A 15,152-nucleotide genomic window follows, 5' to 3' on the forward strand; every position below is an offset into this window, starting at 1 on the left:
GGCTCGCGCCCACAGGTGCTGGTGTGAAGCTTAGTTGTGGGCGTGCAGTGCTTCGTTCAGCTCGATGGCCGACTTATGCGTCTTGCATTCCACTGCGCCGGTCTCGGAATTGCGGCGGAACAACAGGTCGGGCTGGCCGGCCAGGTCGCGGGCCTTGACCACTTTCACCAATTGGTTGTTTTCGTCCAGCAGGGCGACCTTGGTGCCGGCGGTCACGTACAGGCCCGACTCCACGGTGTTGCGGTCGCCCAGCGGGATGCCGATGCCGGCGTTGGCGCCGATCAGGCAGCCTTCGCCGACCTTGATCACGATGTTGCCGCCGCCCGACAGGGTGCCCATGGTGGAGCAACCGCCGCCCAGGTCCGAACCCTTGCCGACGAACACGCCCGCCGAGACACGGCCTTCGATCATGCCCGGGCCTTCGGTGCCGGCGTTGAAGTTGACGAAACCTTCGTGCATGACCGTGGTGCCTTCGCCCACGTAGGCGCCCAGGCGGATCCGCGCGGCGTCGGCGATGCGCACGCCGGCCGGGACCACGTAGTCGGTCATTTTCGGGAACTTGTCCACCGAGAACACTTCCAGCAGTTCGCCACGCAGGCGGGCTTCGAGCTGGTGCTCGGCCAGTTCGGCCAGGTCGATCGCGCCCTGGCTGGTCCAGGCCACGTTCGGCAGCAGAGGGAAAATGCCGGCCAGGTTCAGGCCGTGGGGCTTGACCAGGCGATGGGACAGCAGGTGCAGCTTGAGGTAGGCCTCAGGGGTGGAGCTCAGTTGGGCATCTTCGGCCAGCAGGGTGGCGACCAGGGGCTTGTGGCTTTCAGCCAGGCGGGTCAGCAGGGCAGCTTGTGCGGCATCGACGCCCTTGAGGGCTTCAGCCAGTTGCGAGGCCTGGGCGGTGGTGAAGGTGATGGCCTGGTTGCCTTCGCTGTAGCCGAGGATCGGCGCGATGGCTTTGACGACGTCGGCCGACGGGTTGAGCAGCGGCTGTGCGTAGAACACTTCCAGCCAGGCGCCTTGACGGTTTTGGGTGCCGACGCCGAAGGCCAGGCTGAACAGGGTAGTGGACATGAAATTACCTCTACAAAATGGACTGGGCAGGCTTACTTGATCTCTGCCGCATAAATATCTGGCTTGAAGCCAATCAGGGTTCGGTCACCGAGATCGAGCACCGGGCGCTTGATCATCGAGGGTTGGGCGAGCATCAGTTCGATGGCTTTCGTCTGGTCGAGATCGGCTTTGCGTTCGTCGTCGAGTTTGCGAAAGGTCGTACCGGCACGGTTCAACACCACTTGCCAGCCATGCTCGTTGCACCATTGGGTCAGGTGTTCACGGTCGATGCCGGCGGTCTTGTAATCGTGAAAGTCGTAGTGCACAGCGTGATCATCGAGCCAGGTGCGCGCCTTTTTCATCGTGTCACAGGCTTTGATGCCGAAAAGGTGCAACGTTTTGCTTGAATCGGTCAAGGAACTGCCCCCTTTGCAGGTGCTGGAAATAAAAGGTGAAGGATTATGCCATGACCGGACGGTTGTGGGAGCGAGGCTTGCCCGCGATGAACGATGACGCGGTCTTCTGCCAGACCGAGGTGTTTTCATCGCGAGCAAGCTTTGCTCCCACAGCTTGCTCACTAAAGAGCTGCTGCGACATAGGTGTAACGGCCAAGTTAATCCTAGGCGGTTAATATGGCACTTCAACGGCAAGCTGTTGCCGGATGTGTGTCGCTGCCAGTGGAAAGCCGTTATGCAAAGCGCTTATACCGTCCTGATCCTGTTGATGCTGGTAGGCGTGTCGCGCCTGATCGGACGGTTGATCCCGCTGCCGCTGCCCCTGGTACAGATCGGCGCCGGTGCCGTGCTGGCCTGGCCGTCCCTGGGCCTGCACGTGGCCCTCGATCCTGAGCTGTTCCTGTTTCTCTTCCTGCCACCGCTGCTGTTCTCCGACGGCTGGCGCATGCCCAAGCGCGAGCTGTGGCGCCTGCGCGGGCCGATCCTGACGCTGGCGGTGGGGCTGGTGTTGTTCACGGTGGTGGGCGCCGGCTACTTCATTCATTGGCTCTTGCCGAGTATCCCGTTGCCGGTGGCCTTTGCCCTGGCAGCGGTGCTGTCACCGACCGACGCGGTGGCGGTGTCGGCGATTGCCCGCGACCGTCTGCCTGCGCCGTTGATGCACATGCTCCAGGGCGAGGCGCTGATGAACGATGCGTCGGGCCTGGTGACGTTCAAGTTCGCCCTGGCGGCGGCCATCACCGGGGTGTTTTCCCTGGCCAACGCGAGCCTGACGTTCGTGTTGGTGGCGGTGGGTGGCCTGCTGGTCGGTGTGGCCCTGAGTTGGCTGCTGGGCCGGCTGCGGGCGTGGATGATTGCCCGGGGTTGGGACGACCCGGCCACCCATGTGGTGTTCATGTTGCTGCTGCCGTTTGCCGCCTATGTGTTGGCTGAGCGCTTGGGCGCCTCGGGCATTCTCTCGGCGGTGGCGGCGGGGATGATGCAGAGCTGGCTCGACCTGCTGCCGCGCCAGACCGGCACGCGGCTGCTCAATCGCAGTGTCTGGTCGCTGTTGGAATTCGCCTTCAACGGCTTGATCTTCCTGCTGCTGGGCTTGCAACTGCCGGACATCATCAAGGCGGTGACCCGCCTCGAGACCACGCTCTGGCCGACGTTGTTCTACCGTTGCCTGGATGTGCTGGCGATTTTCCTGGTGCTGCTGGTGCTGCGGTTTGTCTGGGTGCAAAGCATCTGGCGCTTGTCCGGGCTGTTGCGACGCTGGCGTGGCCAGGGCGAACTGACCCCGGTGCCGACCGCACGTTCTTGCTGGTTGCTGACTTTCGGTGGCGTGCGCGGCGCGGTGACACTGGCGGGCGTGCTGTCGGTGCCGTTGCTGTTGAACGCCGCAGAGGCGTTTCCCGAGCGAGACCTGCTGATCTTCATTGCCGCCGGGGTGATTCTGCTGTCGTTGATCGCAGCTTGTATCGCCTTGCCGTTGTTGCTGCGGGGCATCGAGAAAAGCCCCGACGACAAACGTCGCAACGAAGTTCGCGAAGCCTGGCGCAAAACCGCTGAAGCGGCGATCCATGCGCTGGAGGTGGAAGAACCGCCCGAGGCGGGCAGTACGTCGGATGCGGCCCAAGCGGCGCTGGCGACCGAGGTCAAGGCGCGGTTGATGTCCGAGTATCGTCATCAGCTCGACGTGTTCAACGACTCCGCCGAAGCCCAGGCGCTGGCGTTCGAAATGGACCTGCTGGAACGCCGGCTGCGCTTGAAGGCTTTTCGGGCGCAGCGGCTGGAGTTGTATCGCCTCAGCCGTCATCACCAGATCGGGGATGATGTGCTGCGTGAAGTGCTGGGGGAGTTGGATCTGGCGGAGGCGAATTTGGGGTTGGGTAAATAGATTGCGCAAAGCTAATTGTGGCGAGGGAGCTTGCTCCCGCTGGGGTGCGAAGCGCCCCCAAAACCTGACAACCCAGTATTTCAGATAAATTGAGTTGACCGCTTTGGGGCCGCTGCGCAGCCCAGCGGGAGCAAGCTCCCTCGCCACAACAGCGGTCCACTTCAGTCCGATACAGCCATCAACCCCGACGCTGGATAAACGCGCGGATCCGCTCCGCCGCTTCCACGCATTCGGCCAATGGCGCAACCAGGGCCATGCGCACGCGCCCGGCGCCCGGGTTGACGCCATCCACATCGCGGGACAGGTAGGAGCCCGGCACCACGGTCACGTGTTCCTGTTCGAACAGGTCGCGACAGAACGCTGCATCATCGCCGGCCACGTTCGGCCACAGGTAGAAGCTGCCGTCGGGGCGTTGCACGTCCAGCACCGGGCTGAGGATTTCCAGCACGGCGTCGAACTTCTCCCGGTACAGCGCGCGGTTGGCCCGTACGTGCACTTCGTCGTTCCACGCGGCGATGCTCGCCAGTTGGGTCTGAACCGGCATCGCGCAGCCGTGATAGGTGCGGTACAGCAGGAAACCCTTGAGGATGTCCGCGTCGCCAGCGACGAAACCGGAGCGCAGGCCGGGCAGGTTGGAGCGTTTGGACAGGCTGTGGAACACCACGCAGCGCTTGAAATCCTTGCGACCCAGTTCGACGCAGGCGCTGAGCAGCCCTGGCGGCGGGGTCTGTTCGTCGAAGTACAGTTCGCTGTAGCACTCGTCCGCCGCGATCACGAAGTCATGCTCATCGGCCAAGGCGATGAGTTTTTTCAGCACGTCCACCGGGATCAACGCGCCGGTCGGGTTGCCCGGGGAGCACAGGAACAGGATCTGGCAGCGTTTCCAGATGTCCGGCGAGACGGCGTCGAAATCCGGGTTGAAGCCGTTCGCGTCCAGGCACGGCAAATAGTGCGGCTTGGCCCCGGCCAGGAACGCCGCGCCTTCGTAGATCTGGTAGAACGGGTTCGGGCTGACCACCAGGGCGTCGTCGCCCCGGTTGACCACGGTCTGGGTGAAGGCGAACAAGGCTTCACGAGTGCCATTGACTGGCAGCACATGGCGCGCCGGGTCCAGCCAGCCGGTCGGCACGTTGAAGCGACGCTCGCACCAGCCGGTGATGGCTTCACGCAGTTCCGGGATGCCGAGGGTGGTCGGGTACACGGCCATTTTTTCCAGATTGCTGGCCAGGGCTTCAGCCACGAAGCTGGGCGAGCGATGCTTGGGTTCGCCGATGGACAGCGCGATGGGGCGTTTGTCCGGGTTGGGCGTGACGCTGCCAAGCAGGGCGCGGAGCTTTTCGAAGGGGTAGGGCTGCAACTGGTTCAAAGCGTTGTTCATCGAGGGCCTCGTCAATGTGGGCGCGGTCCTTGTGGGAGCGAGCTTGCTCGCGATGGCGGTGAGTCAGGCAGCATCAATGCTGGATGTTCCGCCGCTATCGCGAGCAAGCTCGCTCCCACAGAGGGGGATTGTTCGTTCAGATGCTGATGCGTGTCAGGTGAGCATCGGGTTCCTGGTTGACGCTCAGGTGCCGGACGATGGCCTCCTGCAGGCGGCTGCACAGCTGCGGATCGGACAGCGGCTGGTTGTGAGCGTCGGTGATGAAAAACACGTCTTCTACCCGTTCGCCGAGGGTGGCGATCTTGGCGTTTTGCAGCGACAGGTCGAACTCCAGGAAAATATGGCCGATCCGCGCCAGCAGGCCCGGGCGGTCCGGGGCGCTGAGTTCCAGCACGGTGACCTGGCGCTGGGCGTCGTTGTGGATCGTCACCTGTGGCGCAAACGCAAAATGCTTGAGTTGTCGCGGCACCCGGCGCTGGATGATGGTCGGGTAGTCCGCCGGGTTGCGCAGGGCTTCGGTGAGGCCGTCGCGAATCTGCTTGACCCGCGCCGGGTTGTCGCCAATCGAGTCGCCGTCGGTGTCGAGCACGATGTAGGTGTCGAGGGTGAACTGGCTGCTGGAGGTGATGACCCGGGCGTCATGGATGTTGAGGTTGAGCTGGTCCATCGCCGCCACGGTCACGGCGAAGAAGTCGTGCTGGTCCGGAGCATAGATGAAAATCTGCGTGCCGCCCTCGAACTCGCGCTGGGTGGTTTCCTTGATCAGCACCAGCGGCCCGCCATCGGCCGGTTGCTGCAGGATCGCGTCGCTGTGCCAGGCCACGTCGCCGGCGGTGTGGCGCAGGAAATAGTCATCGCCCAATTGCGACCAGAGCTGCTCGACATCGTCCGGATCGGTGCCGCCGCGTACCAGGATGTCCAGGGCCGCGCTTTGGGTGCGGCGGATCTGTTCTTCGCGGTCCACCGGGTTTTCCAGGCCGCGGCGCAAGGCCCGCTTGGTCTCGGTGTAGAGCTGGCGCAACAGGCTGGCGCGCCAGGAGTTCCACAGGCTCGGGTTGGTGGCGTTGATGTCGGCCACGGTCAGCACGTAGAGGTAATCCAGGCGCGTTTCATCGCCGACGATCTGGGCGAAGTCGTGGATCACCTGCGGGTCGGACAAATCCTTGCGCTGGGCGGTGGTGGACATCACCAGGTGGTTCTGCACCAGCCAGACGATCAGCCGGCTGTCCCACAGCGGCAGTTGATGGCGCTGGCAGAACGCCTCGGCATCCACCGCGCCAATCTCGGAGTGGTCGCCCTGGCGGCCCTTGCCGATGTCGTGGTACAGCCCGGCCATGTAGATCAGCTCGGGCTTGGGCAGCTTGCCCATGAGCTTGCTGGCCAGCGGGAATTTCTCCGACACCTGGGTGTACTGCAGCTTACGCAGGTGCTTGATCAGGTTCAGCGTGTGGGCATCGACCGTATAGATGTGGAACAGGTCGTGCTGCATCTGTCCGACGATGAAGCCGAACTCCGGCAAATAACGCCCGAGAATCCCGTAGCGGTTCATCCGGCGCAGGTTGCGGTGCACGCCGATCTTGCACTTGAACAACTCGATGAAGAGGCTGGTGTTGCGGATGTCGTGACGGAAATCTTCATCGATCAGATGACGGTTTTCCCGCAGCAGGCGGATGGTGTCGGCGCGTACGCCCTTGATTTCCGGCTGCTGGGCCATGAGCACGAAGATCTCGAGCATGGCGAAGGGCGTGCGGCGGAACACATTGGCGTTGCGCGCTTCGATGTAGCCGTCGTGCAGTTGGAAGCGTGAGTTGATCGGCTGCGGCGGCTCTTCGTCTTCGGGTGCGAGGATGACTTCCTCGAAGTGCTGGATGATCAGTTCGCTGAGCTGGGCGATGCTCATCACCACGCGGTAGTACTGCTGCATGAAGTTTTCGATGGACTGCTTGGCATCCTGCCCCTCGAAACCCAACAGGCCGGCGATGGAGCGTTGGTGATCGAACAGCAGGCGGTCTTCGGAGCGCCCGGCGAGCATGTGCAGGGCGTAGCGGACCTTCCACAGGAATTCCTGGGACGAGGCCAGCAAGGCGTTTTCGCTTTCCACCAGGAAACCTTCGCCGGCCAGGGCGCGCAGGTTCAGCGTGCCGTACTGGCGACGGGCGACCCACAGGATCGTCTGGATGTCCCGCAGCCCGCCGGGCGAGCCCTTGACGTTGGGTTCCAGGTTGTATTCGGTGTCGTTGTACTTATGGTGGCGGGCCTTCTGCTCGGCGTGCTTGGCCAGGAAAAAATCCTTGCTGGGCCACATGTGCTCTGTGCTGGTGACATCCAGCATGCGCTGGCGCAGGCGCTCGGGGCCGGCGATGGTGCGGCTTTCCATCAGGTTGGTGATCACCGTCAGGTCGGCGCGGGCCTCCTCGGCGCATTCCTGCACCGAGCGCACGCTCTGGCCGACCTCCAGGCCGATGTCCCACAGCAGCGTCAGGAAACGCTCGATGGAATCGCGGAAAACCTCATGGTCGGCGCTGTCCAGCAGGATCAGCAGGTCGATGTCGGAGTAGGGGTGCAGCTCCCCGCGCCCATAGCCGCCCACCGCCACGAGGGCGATGTCGGCGTCTTCGCTCCAATCGAACTGCTCCCAGGCCTTTTGCAGGATGTTATCGACGAACCAGGCGCGGTCCTCGATCAGCCGGCGAATGTCCCGGCCATTGCGAAAGCGCTGGTCGAGCACTTCGTGGGCCTGGCGGATTGCCTTCTTGAACGCCGAGATGGGGCTTGCCTTCAGGGCCAGTTCAGCCTGGAACTGGCCGCGGTCGAAGAGTTCGGGATCCACCTGCGGCATTGAATGGCTTTCCTTTCTATCTATATCTATCGGATCTATAGGCTGGGTTCGGATCAGGCGGAAACGCGCGCGATGGTGTCATCGCTACGCAGGGTGAAGATTTCATAGCCCGTCTCGGTGACCAGCAGGGTGTGTTCCCACTGGGCCGACAGCTTGCGGTCCTTGGTGATGGCGGTCCAGCCGTCGCCCAGCACCTTGGTGTCGGCGCGGCCCTGGTTGATCATCGGCTCGATGGTGAAGGTCATGCCCGCCTGCAGTTCCATGCCGGTGCCGGCCCGGCCGTAGTGCAGGATCTGCGGTTCTTCGTGGAACACCTTGCCGATGCCGTGGCCGCAGAACTCGCGCACCACCGAGAAGCCGTTCTTCTGGGCGTGCTTCTGGATCACTTCGCCGATGTCCCCCAGGCGGCAGCCCGGCTTCACCAGTTCGATGGCCATGTACATGCATTCCTGGGTGACCTTGGACAGGCGCTGGGCCCACTCCGGCACGTTGCCGACATGGAACATGCGGCTGGTGTCGCCGTGATAGCCGTCCTTGATGACGGTGACGTCGATGTTCAGGGTGTCGCCATCCTTCAACGGTTTTTCGTTGGGGATGCCGTGGCAGACCACGTGGTTGATCGAGGTACAGATCGACTTCGGGAAGCCTTTATAGTTGAGCGGCGCCGGGATGGCCTTCTGCTCGTTGACGATGTAGTCGTGGCAGATGCGGTCCAGCTCTTCGGTGGTCACGCCCGGCTTGACGTAGTCGGCGATCATCTCCAGCACTTCGGCGGCGAGTTTGCCGGCGACACGCATTTTGGCGATGTCCTCGGGTGTCTTGAGGGTAACGGTCATACAGGCTCTCTCTGCGCCCGACGGCGCTGTTCAAAACGAAATGGGCGGCGGATGATGACCAGCGCGGCCCTGAAAACGCGATTCTAACAGACCATCGGGGCAAAGCGCTCCCGGCCTGGAACTCTGTGGCGAGGGCGAGTGGGAGCAAAGCTTGCTCGCGATAGCGGTAGACCGGTCGACACCGTTGTAGACTGGCCTGCCCCAATCGCGAGCAAGCTTTGCTCCCACAGGTTTGCGGCTTAACTGACCGACATTGGGGCAAGCCTTGCTCCCACAATTCCCTCGCCACAGAGGAATTCAGAATCCATGTTCCGTTTTCGCCCTTGCTGTGGTATAAAATGCGCCGCTTTCCGGGGATGACCCCGTAAGCTTAAATCCACACACGTGTCGACACGATGACCTGGGTGCCTCGGCTTATATAGCCGCTGGTTGGTCATTGGGATACGTGGAGGCCAAACCCGACTTATCAAGGAACTATCATGTCCCAAGTCAACATGCGCGATATGCTGAAGGCCGGTGTGCACTTCGGTCACCAGACCCGTTACTGGAACCCGAAAATGGGCAAGTACATTTTCGGCGCGCGTAACAAGATCCACATCATCAACCTTGAAAAAACCCTGCCGATGTTCAACGAAGCACTGACCTTCGTAGAGCGCCTGGCCCAGGGCAAAAACAAGATTCTGTTCGTCGGCACCAAGCGTTCCGCTGGCAAGATCGTTGCTGAAGAAGCAGCACGTTGCGGTTCGCCGTACGTCGATCACCGCTGGTTGGGCGGCATGCTGACCAACTTCAAGACCATTCGCGCTTCCATCAAGCGTCTGCGTGACCTTGAAGTCCAGTCCGAAGACGGTACTTTCGCCAAGCTGACCAAGAAAGAAGCGCTGATGCGCACTCGCGATCTTGAGAAGCTGGACCGCTCCCTGGGCGGTATCAAGGACATGGGCGGTCTGCCTGACGCACTGTTCGTGATCGACGTTGACCACGAGCGCATCGCGATCACCGAAGCCAACAAGCTGGGTATCCCGGTCATCGGCGTTGTCGATACCAACAGCAGCCCGGAAGGCGTTGACTACATCATCCCAGGCAACGATGACGCCATCCGCGCCATCCAGCTGTACATGGGTTCGATGGCTGATGCTGTGATCCGTGGTCGCAACAACGTGAATGGCGGCACCGAAGTCTTCGCTGAAGAAGCTCCGGCAGCAGCCGCTGAGTAATTGACGCCCCTGGCGTTGACTCAGTAAGCAAAAAGGGGGCTTGGCCCCCTTTTTGCCACCTCGAAAACCATTTGCCGCCAGCGCAGTGACCTGTTTGTAACCTGCCGCGGCCTATAAGCAATGGTTTTCCAGGAAGAATTGATCGCCCGTTCGATCGGGTGGAATGGTTGAAAACCTATCCAAGAGGATTTTGAAATGGCAGAGATTACTGCAGCGTTGGTCAAAGAACTGCGCGAGCGTACCGGCGAAGGCATGATGGATTGCAAGAAAGCCTTGACCAAGGCTGGCGGCGACATCGAGAAAGCCATTGATGACATGCGTGCTTCGGGCGCCATCAAGGCTGCCAAGAAAGCCGGCAACGTCGCCGCTGAAGGCGCCATCGCCATCAAGGACGACGGCAAGGCTGCCGTTCTGCTGGAAGTCAACTCCCAGACCGACTTCCTGGCTCTGCAGGATGACTTCAAGGCATTCGTCGCTGCCAGCGTCGAGAAAGCCTTCGCTGACAAACTGACCGACGCAGCTCCGCTGATCGAGTCCCAGGAAGAAGCGCGCCTGGTCCTGGTCGGCAAGACCGGCGAAAACGTCAACATCCGCCGTCTGGTTCGCGTTGAAGGTGACGTGGTCGGTACCTACCTGCACGGCAACAAGATCGGTGTTGCGGTTGTCCTGAAGGGCGGCGACACCGAGCTGGCGAAAGACATCGCCATGCACGTGGCAGCTACCAACCCTGAGTTCCTGCTGCCTTCGGACGTTTCGGCTGAAGCGATCGAGCGCGAGAAGGGCGTTTTCCTGCAGCTGAACGAAGAGAAGCTGAAAGGCAAGCCTGCTGAAATCGCAGAAAAAATGGTCAGCGGCCGTATCTCCAAGTTCCTGGCCGAAGCCAGCCTGGTTGAGCAGGCTTTCGTCAAGAACCCGGAAATCAAGGTTGGCGACCTGGCGAAGAAAGCCGGTGCTGAAATCGTTTCGTTCACCTACTTCAAAGTAGGCGAAGGCATCGAGAAGCCGGTTGATGACTTCGCTGCTGAAGTTGCTGCCCAGGTAGCTGCTGCCAGCAAGCAATAAGACGGTTTTTACAACTGTCGCCCTGAAGAGGCTGCCCGCTTAACGCGCGCAGCCTCTTTTCGGATGGGGATGCCGATTTTTATTGGTTTCCTGTCGGAACTGGCTTACAAAGCCGTGTTCCGATGGCGCTGTGTCAGCGTCAAGCTTGGCTTTGTACGAAAAGTCGCCGAGCGGCGATCAGACAAGGCGAAAACTGGCGAGGAAGCGGAGTTTACTGGTTGTAAATGAGCATTCCGAGCCAGTTTTCAACGCAGTATGATCGTCGCGCAGGCACTTTTCGTGCAAAGGCTAGAGTGAGCGCAGGCTGCAAACAGCCTGCAAAGAATTTTTTGAACACATACGCCGCAGGAGAGATTCGCAATGGCTCAGCAGGGCAGTGGTTATCAGGCTCGCTATAAACGCATTCTACTCAAGCTTAGCGGCGAGGCCCTGATGGGCTCGGAAGAGTTCGGGATCGATCCGAAAGTGCTGGATCGCATGGCCCTGGAAGTTGGCCAGTTGGTCGGGATCGGCGTTCAGGTCGGCCTGGTCATCGGCGGCGGCAACCTGTTCCGTGGCGCGGCGCTGAGCGCGGCCGGCATGGATCGGGTCACGGGCGACCACATGGGCATGCTGGCCACTGTGATGAACGCCCTGGCTATGCGCGATGCGTTGGAGCGTGCCAATATCTCGGCCATCGTGATGTCGGCCATTTCCATGGTTGGCGTGACCGATCACTACGATCGTCGCAAAGCCATGCGCCACCTCAACGCCAAGGAAGTGGTGATTTTTGCCGCCGGTACCGGTAATCCGTTCTTCACCACGGATTCGGCCGCCTGCCTGCGCGCGATCGAGATCGATGCCGATGTCGTGCTCAAGGCGACCAAGGTCGATGGCGTCTATACCGCTGACCCGTTCAAAGACCCGCATGCCGAGAAGTTCGATCATCTGACCTACGATGAAGTGCTGGATCGCAAGCTGGGTGTCATGGACCTGACGGCTATCTGCCTGTGCCGCGACCACAAGATGCCGCTGCGCGTCTTTAACATGAACAAGCCCGGTGCCCTGTTGAATATCGTCCATGGCGGCGCCGAAGGAACACTGATCGAGGAAGTTCAACAATGATCAATGAAATCAAAAAAGACGCTCAAGAGCGCATGCAGAAATCCCTGGACTCTCTGAACCACGCATTCGGCCAGATTCGTACCGGCAAGGCTCACCCCAGTATCCTCGGCAGCGTCATGGTGCCTTACTACGGCACTGACACACCGCTGAGCAGCGTTGCCAACGTCACCGTGAAAGACTCGCGCACCCTGCAGGTCGTGGCTTTCGAGCGCAACATGCTCGCTGCTGTAGACAAGGCGATCCAGAGTGCCGGTCTGAACCTCAACCCAACTAACTTGGGGGAGCTGCTGCTGATCCCGATGCCGGCCCTCACCGAGGAAACGCGCAAAGGCTTCACCAAACAAGCCCGTAGCGCAGCGGAAGATGCGCGTGTTGCTGTGCGCAATATCCGTCGTGACGCGTTGGGTGAGCTGAAGAAGTTGGTCAAGGATAAGGAAATCAGTGAAGACGAAGAGCGTCGTGCCATCGCTGATATCGATAAGCTGACCAAAGAATCCGAGGCCCAGATCACCAAGGCCACGGACGAGAAAGAAAAAGACCTGATGGCCGTATAAGGGTCTCGTTTTCATGGAAAAGACCAAGCAGGCCGTGCCGTTCGCGGTTCCGCGCCACGTGGCGATCATCATGGACGGCAACAACCGCTGGGCCAAGAAACGTTTTATGCCTGGCGTCGCCGGGCACAAGGCGGGGGTCGATGCGGTTCGTGCGGTCATCGAGGTGTGCGCCGAGGCGGGGGTCGAGGTGCTGACCCTGTTCGCCTTCTCCAGCGAGAACTGGCAGCGGCCGGCCGATGAAGTCAGTGCCTTGATGGACTTGTTCCTCAAGGCCCTGCGTCGTGAGGCCAAGCGCCTCAACGACAACAAGATCAGCTTGCGCATCATCGGTGATCGCTCGCGCTTCCATCCTGAATTGCAGGCTGCGATGCGCGAAGCCGAGGCTGCGACGGCGGGCACCAATCGGTTCGTCCTGCAGATCGCCGCCAACTACGGTGGCCAGTGGGACATTGCCCAGGCTGCCCAGCGGTTGGCGCGGGAAGTCCAGGCCGGGCACTTGCGCCCGGAAGACATCACTCCTGAACTGTTGCAGACCTGCCTGGCGACCGGTGACCTGCCATTGCCGGACCTGTGCATCCGTACCGGTGGCGAGCATCGCATCAGCAACTTCCTGCTCTGGCAGTTGGCTTATGCCGAGTTGTACTTCTCCGACCTGTTCTGGCCGGACTTCAAACACGAAGCCATGCGTACCGCACTGGCCGATTTCGCTTCCCGTCAGCGTCGCTTCGGTAAAACGAGCGAGCAGATCGAAGCTGGAGCCCGGGTTTAATGCTTAAACAACGAATCATCACTGCCTTGATCCTGTTGCCTATCGCCCTGGGTGGTTTCTTCCTGCTCGACGGTGGCAGCTTTGCGCTGTTCATCGGGCTGGTCGTGACCTTGGGCGCGTGGGAGTGGGCGCGGCTGGCGGGTTTCCCTGCGCAGTCGGCGCGCGTGACCTATGCGGTGGCCGTGGCGGCCATGCTGTTCATCATGTACGTGGTGCCCGGCCTCGCGCCATGGGTGCTGGGTGCCGCGGTGCTGTGGTGGGCGACGGCGACCTTCCTGGTCCTGACCTATCCACGGACCACGCATCATTGGGCCAATACGGCGACCAAGCTGGTGATCGGCCTGTTGATCCTTCTGCCGGCCTGGCAGGGGCTGATCTGGATCAAGCAAGGCCCGTTGGGCAACTGGCAGATCATGGCCGTGATGGTGCTGGTCTGGGGGGCCGACGTTGGCGCCTACTTCTCCGGTCGGGCCTTCGGCAAGCGCAAGCTCGCGCCGCAAGTCAGCCCAGGCAAGAGCTGGGAAGGGGTCTATGGTGGCCTGGCCTTGAGCCTGGTGATCACCACGGTGGTCGGTTTCGTGCGGGACTGGACGGTCGCGCAACTGTTCATAGGCCTTATTGGCGCCGCCCTGATCGTATTCGTGTCGGTGGTCGGTGACCTGACCGAAAGCATGTTCAAGCGTCAGTCCGGGATCAAGGACAGCAGTAACCTGTTGCCCGGTCACGGGGGTGTGCTGGATCGCATCGACAGCCTGACTGCCGCGATCCCGATCTTTGCCGTGCTGTTGTGGATGGCGGCATCGTGAGTCGCCCCCAGCAGATCACTGTCCTTGGCGCGACCGGTTCGATTGGCCTCAGTACGCTTGACGTCATTGGCCGGCATCCGGAGCGCTATCAGGTGTTCGCCCTCAGTGGCTTCACGCGTTTGAGCGAATTGCTGGCGTTGTGCATTCGCCACACCCCGCGGTTTGCCGTGGTGCCTGAGGTTGGCGTGGCGCGGGCGTTGCAGGACGATCTGCGCGCAGCCGGCCTGCAAACCCGTGTGCTGGTGGGGGAGGAAGGCCTTTGCCAAGTGGCTGCCGACCCTGAAGTCGACGCCGTGATGGCGGCGATTGTCGGTGCGGCGGGCCTGCGTCCGACCCTTGCGGCGGTGGAAGCCGGCAAGAAGATCCTGCTGGCCAATAAAGAGGCGCTGGTGATGTCCGGCGCGCTGTTCATGCAGGCTGTACGCAAGAGCGGCTCGGTGCTGCTGCCGATCGACAGCGAGCACAATGCGATTTTTCAATGCATGCCGCGGGATTTTTCCCGTGGTCTCGGCGCGGTAGGTGTCCGGCGGATTTTGCTGACAGCCTCCGGTGGTCCGTTCCGGCAGACGCCGCTGGAAGAATTGGTGCATGTTTCACCCGAACAGGCCTGTGCCCATCCGAACTGGTCCATGGGGCGCAAGATTTCCGTGGATTCGGCCAGCATGATGAACAAGGGCCTGGAACTGATCGAGGCCTGCTGGCTGTTTGATGCCAAGCCGTCGCAGGTCGAGGTGGTGATTCACCCCCAGAGCGTGATTCACTCCCTGGTGGACTACGTCGACGGGTCCGTGCTGGCCCAGTTGGGTAACCCTGACATGCGCACTCCGATCGCCAATGCCCTGGCGTGGCCGGAGCGTATCGACTCGGGCGTTGCGCCACTGGACCTGTTCGCTATCGCTCGCCTGGATTTCCAGGCGCCCGATGAGCAGCGCTTCCCCTGCCTGCGCCTGGCGCGCCAGGCGGCCGAGGCGGGCAACAGTGCGCCGGCCATGTTGAACGCTGCCAATGAAGTGGCCGTTGCCGCGTTTCTCGATGGACGTGTCCGTTACCTCGAGATCGCGAGTATCATCGAGGAAGTCTTGAATCTCGAGGCCGTGGTTTCGGTCGATGACCTCGATACAGTATTTACGGCGGATGCCAGGGCTCGTGAGTTGGCGGGCCAATGGCTGCAGCGCCACGGGCGTTGAAGCTGCGATACGTTAGCCA

The 15,152-nt window shown here is 61.5% G+C and carries 13 protein-coding genes; 8 read left to right on the forward strand and 5 right to left on the reverse strand.

Annotation, left to right across the window (positions count from 1 at the left end):
* Positions 1-30 precede the first annotated feature (30 nt).
* Complete coding sequence (dapD, locus tag ACZ5M5_RS05980; RefSeq protein WP_060739006.1) at positions 31-1,065, reverse strand: 2,3,4,5-tetrahydropyridine-2,6-dicarboxylate N-succinyltransferase; 1,035 nt, start codon at positions 1,063-1,065, stop codon at positions 31-33.
* 32 nt (positions 1,066-1,097) lie between these two features.
* Positions 1,098-1,460 carry an ArsC family reductase gene (locus tag ACZ5M5_RS05985; protein WP_053119206.1) on the reverse strand — a complete coding sequence of 121 codons (363 nt, stop codon included), beginning with the start codon at positions 1,458-1,460 and terminating at the stop codon, positions 1,098-1,100.
* Positions 1,461-1,734: 274 nt separating this feature from the next.
* On the opposite strand from ACZ5M5_RS05985, the gene ACZ5M5_RS05990 reads away from it, so the two are divergent.
* Entirely contained in the window at positions 1,735-3,381 is a 1,647-nt protein-coding gene (locus ACZ5M5_RS05990; RefSeq protein WP_464738768.1) for a Na+/H+ antiporter, read from the forward strand.
* A gap of 178 nt (positions 3,382-3,559) precedes the next feature.
* Here the strand turns inward: ACZ5M5_RS05990 and dapC are convergent, their stop codons facing one another.
* From dapC to map, 3 genes are all read right to left on the reverse strand, one after another.
* Complete coding sequence (dapC, locus tag ACZ5M5_RS05995) at positions 3,560-4,759, reverse strand: succinyldiaminopimelate transaminase (RefSeq protein WP_060739004.1); 1,200 nt, start codon at positions 4,757-4,759, stop codon at positions 3,560-3,562.
* 136 nt (positions 4,760-4,895) lie between these two features.
* Positions 4,896-7,598, reverse strand: coding sequence for a [protein-PII] uridylyltransferase (locus ACZ5M5_RS06000; RefSeq protein ID WP_060739003.1), 2,703 nt, complete (start codon positions 7,596-7,598; stop codon positions 4,896-4,898).
* A gap of 53 nt (positions 7,599-7,651) precedes the next feature.
* Entirely contained in the window at positions 7,652-8,434 is a 783-nt protein-coding gene (map, locus tag ACZ5M5_RS06005) for a type I methionyl aminopeptidase (RefSeq protein ID WP_053118843.1), read from the reverse strand.
* 479 nt (positions 8,435-8,913) lie between these two features.
* Between map and rpsB the strand changes: the two genes are divergently transcribed.
* The 7 genes from rpsB to ispC all read left to right on the forward strand — a co-directional run bounded on the left by rpsB (position 8,914) and on the right by ispC (position 15,133).
* A complete protein-coding gene (gene rpsB, locus ACZ5M5_RS06010; RefSeq protein WP_003198231.1) occupies positions 8,914-9,651 on the forward strand; it encodes a 30S ribosomal protein S2 in 738 nt (245 codons plus the stop codon).
* Positions 9,652-9,846: 195 nt separating this feature from the next.
* The gene (gene tsf, locus ACZ5M5_RS06015) at positions 9,847-10,713 is read left to right on the forward strand and encodes a translation elongation factor Ts (RefSeq protein ID WP_060739002.1); all 867 of its coding nucleotides are present in this window, start codon (positions 9,847-9,849) and stop codon (positions 10,711-10,713) included.
* A 360-nt stretch (positions 10,714-11,073) separates the two neighbouring features.
* The gene (gene pyrH / locus ACZ5M5_RS06020; RefSeq protein ID WP_024779012.1) at positions 11,074-11,817 is read left to right on the forward strand and encodes a UMP kinase; all 744 of its coding nucleotides are present in this window, start codon (positions 11,074-11,076) and stop codon (positions 11,815-11,817) included.
* Positions 11,814-12,371: a ribosome recycling factor gene (gene frr / locus ACZ5M5_RS06025; RefSeq protein WP_060739001.1), complete on the forward strand. Its 558-nt coding sequence runs from the start codon at positions 11,814-11,816 to the stop codon at positions 12,369-12,371. Before pyrH ends, frr begins: the two co-directional genes overlap by 4 nt.
* 13 nt (positions 12,372-12,384) lie before the next feature.
* Positions 12,385-13,140, forward strand: coding sequence for a polyprenyl diphosphate synthase (gene uppS, locus ACZ5M5_RS06030; RefSeq protein WP_060739000.1), 756 nt, complete (start codon positions 12,385-12,387; stop codon positions 13,138-13,140).
* Entirely contained in the window at positions 13,140-13,946 is an 807-nt protein-coding gene (locus ACZ5M5_RS06035; RefSeq protein ID WP_464738769.1) for a phosphatidate cytidylyltransferase, read from the forward strand. The genes uppS and ACZ5M5_RS06035 overlap by 1 nt, the downstream gene beginning before the upstream one ends.
* Positions 13,943-15,133 carry a 1-deoxy-D-xylulose-5-phosphate reductoisomerase gene (gene ispC / locus ACZ5M5_RS06040; protein ID WP_060738998.1) on the forward strand — a complete coding sequence of 397 codons (1,191 nt, stop codon included), beginning with the start codon at positions 13,943-13,945 and terminating at the stop codon, positions 15,131-15,133. The genes ACZ5M5_RS06035 and ispC overlap by 4 nt, the downstream gene beginning before the upstream one ends.
* Positions 15,134-15,152: the final 19 nt, after the last annotated feature.

Source organism: Pseudomonas sp. Van50 (assembly GCF_055390755.1).

Bases quoted from the DNA above. Each gene is read 5' to 3' on its own strand.
- dapD (WP_060739006.1), bottom strand. From the start codon at position 1,065: ATGTCCACTACCCTGTTCAGCCTGGCCTTCGGCGTCGGCACCCAAAAC.
- ACZ5M5_RS05990 (WP_464738768.1), top strand. From the start codon at position 1,735: ATGCAAAGCGCTTATACCGTCCTGATCCTGTTGATGCTGGTAGGCGTG.
- dapC (WP_060739004.1), bottom strand. From the start codon at position 4,759: ATGAACAACGCTTTGAACCAGTTGCAGCCCTACCCCTTCGAAAAGCTC.
- ACZ5M5_RS06000 (WP_060739003.1), bottom strand. From the start codon at position 7,598: ATGCCGCAGGTGGATCCCGAACTCTTCGACCGCGGCCAGTTCCAGGCT.
- map (WP_053118843.1), bottom strand. From the start codon at position 8,434: ATGACCGTTACCCTCAAGACACCCGAGGACATCGCCAAAATGCGTGTC.
- rpsB (WP_003198231.1), top strand. From the start codon at position 8,914: ATGTCCCAAGTCAACATGCGCGATATGCTGAAGGCCGGTGTGCACTTC.
- tsf (WP_060739002.1), top strand. From the start codon at position 9,847: ATGGCAGAGATTACTGCAGCGTTGGTCAAAGAACTGCGCGAGCGTACC.
- pyrH (WP_024779012.1), top strand. From the start codon at position 11,074: ATGGCTCAGCAGGGCAGTGGTTATCAGGCTCGCTATAAACGCATTCTA.
- frr (WP_060739001.1), top strand. From the start codon at position 11,814: ATGATCAATGAAATCAAAAAAGACGCTCAAGAGCGCATGCAGAAATCC.
- uppS (WP_060739000.1), top strand. From the start codon at position 12,385: ATGGAAAAGACCAAGCAGGCCGTGCCGTTCGCGGTTCCGCGCCACGTG.
- ACZ5M5_RS06035 (WP_464738769.1), top strand. From the start codon at position 13,140: ATGCTTAAACAACGAATCATCACTGCCTTGATCCTGTTGCCTATCGCC.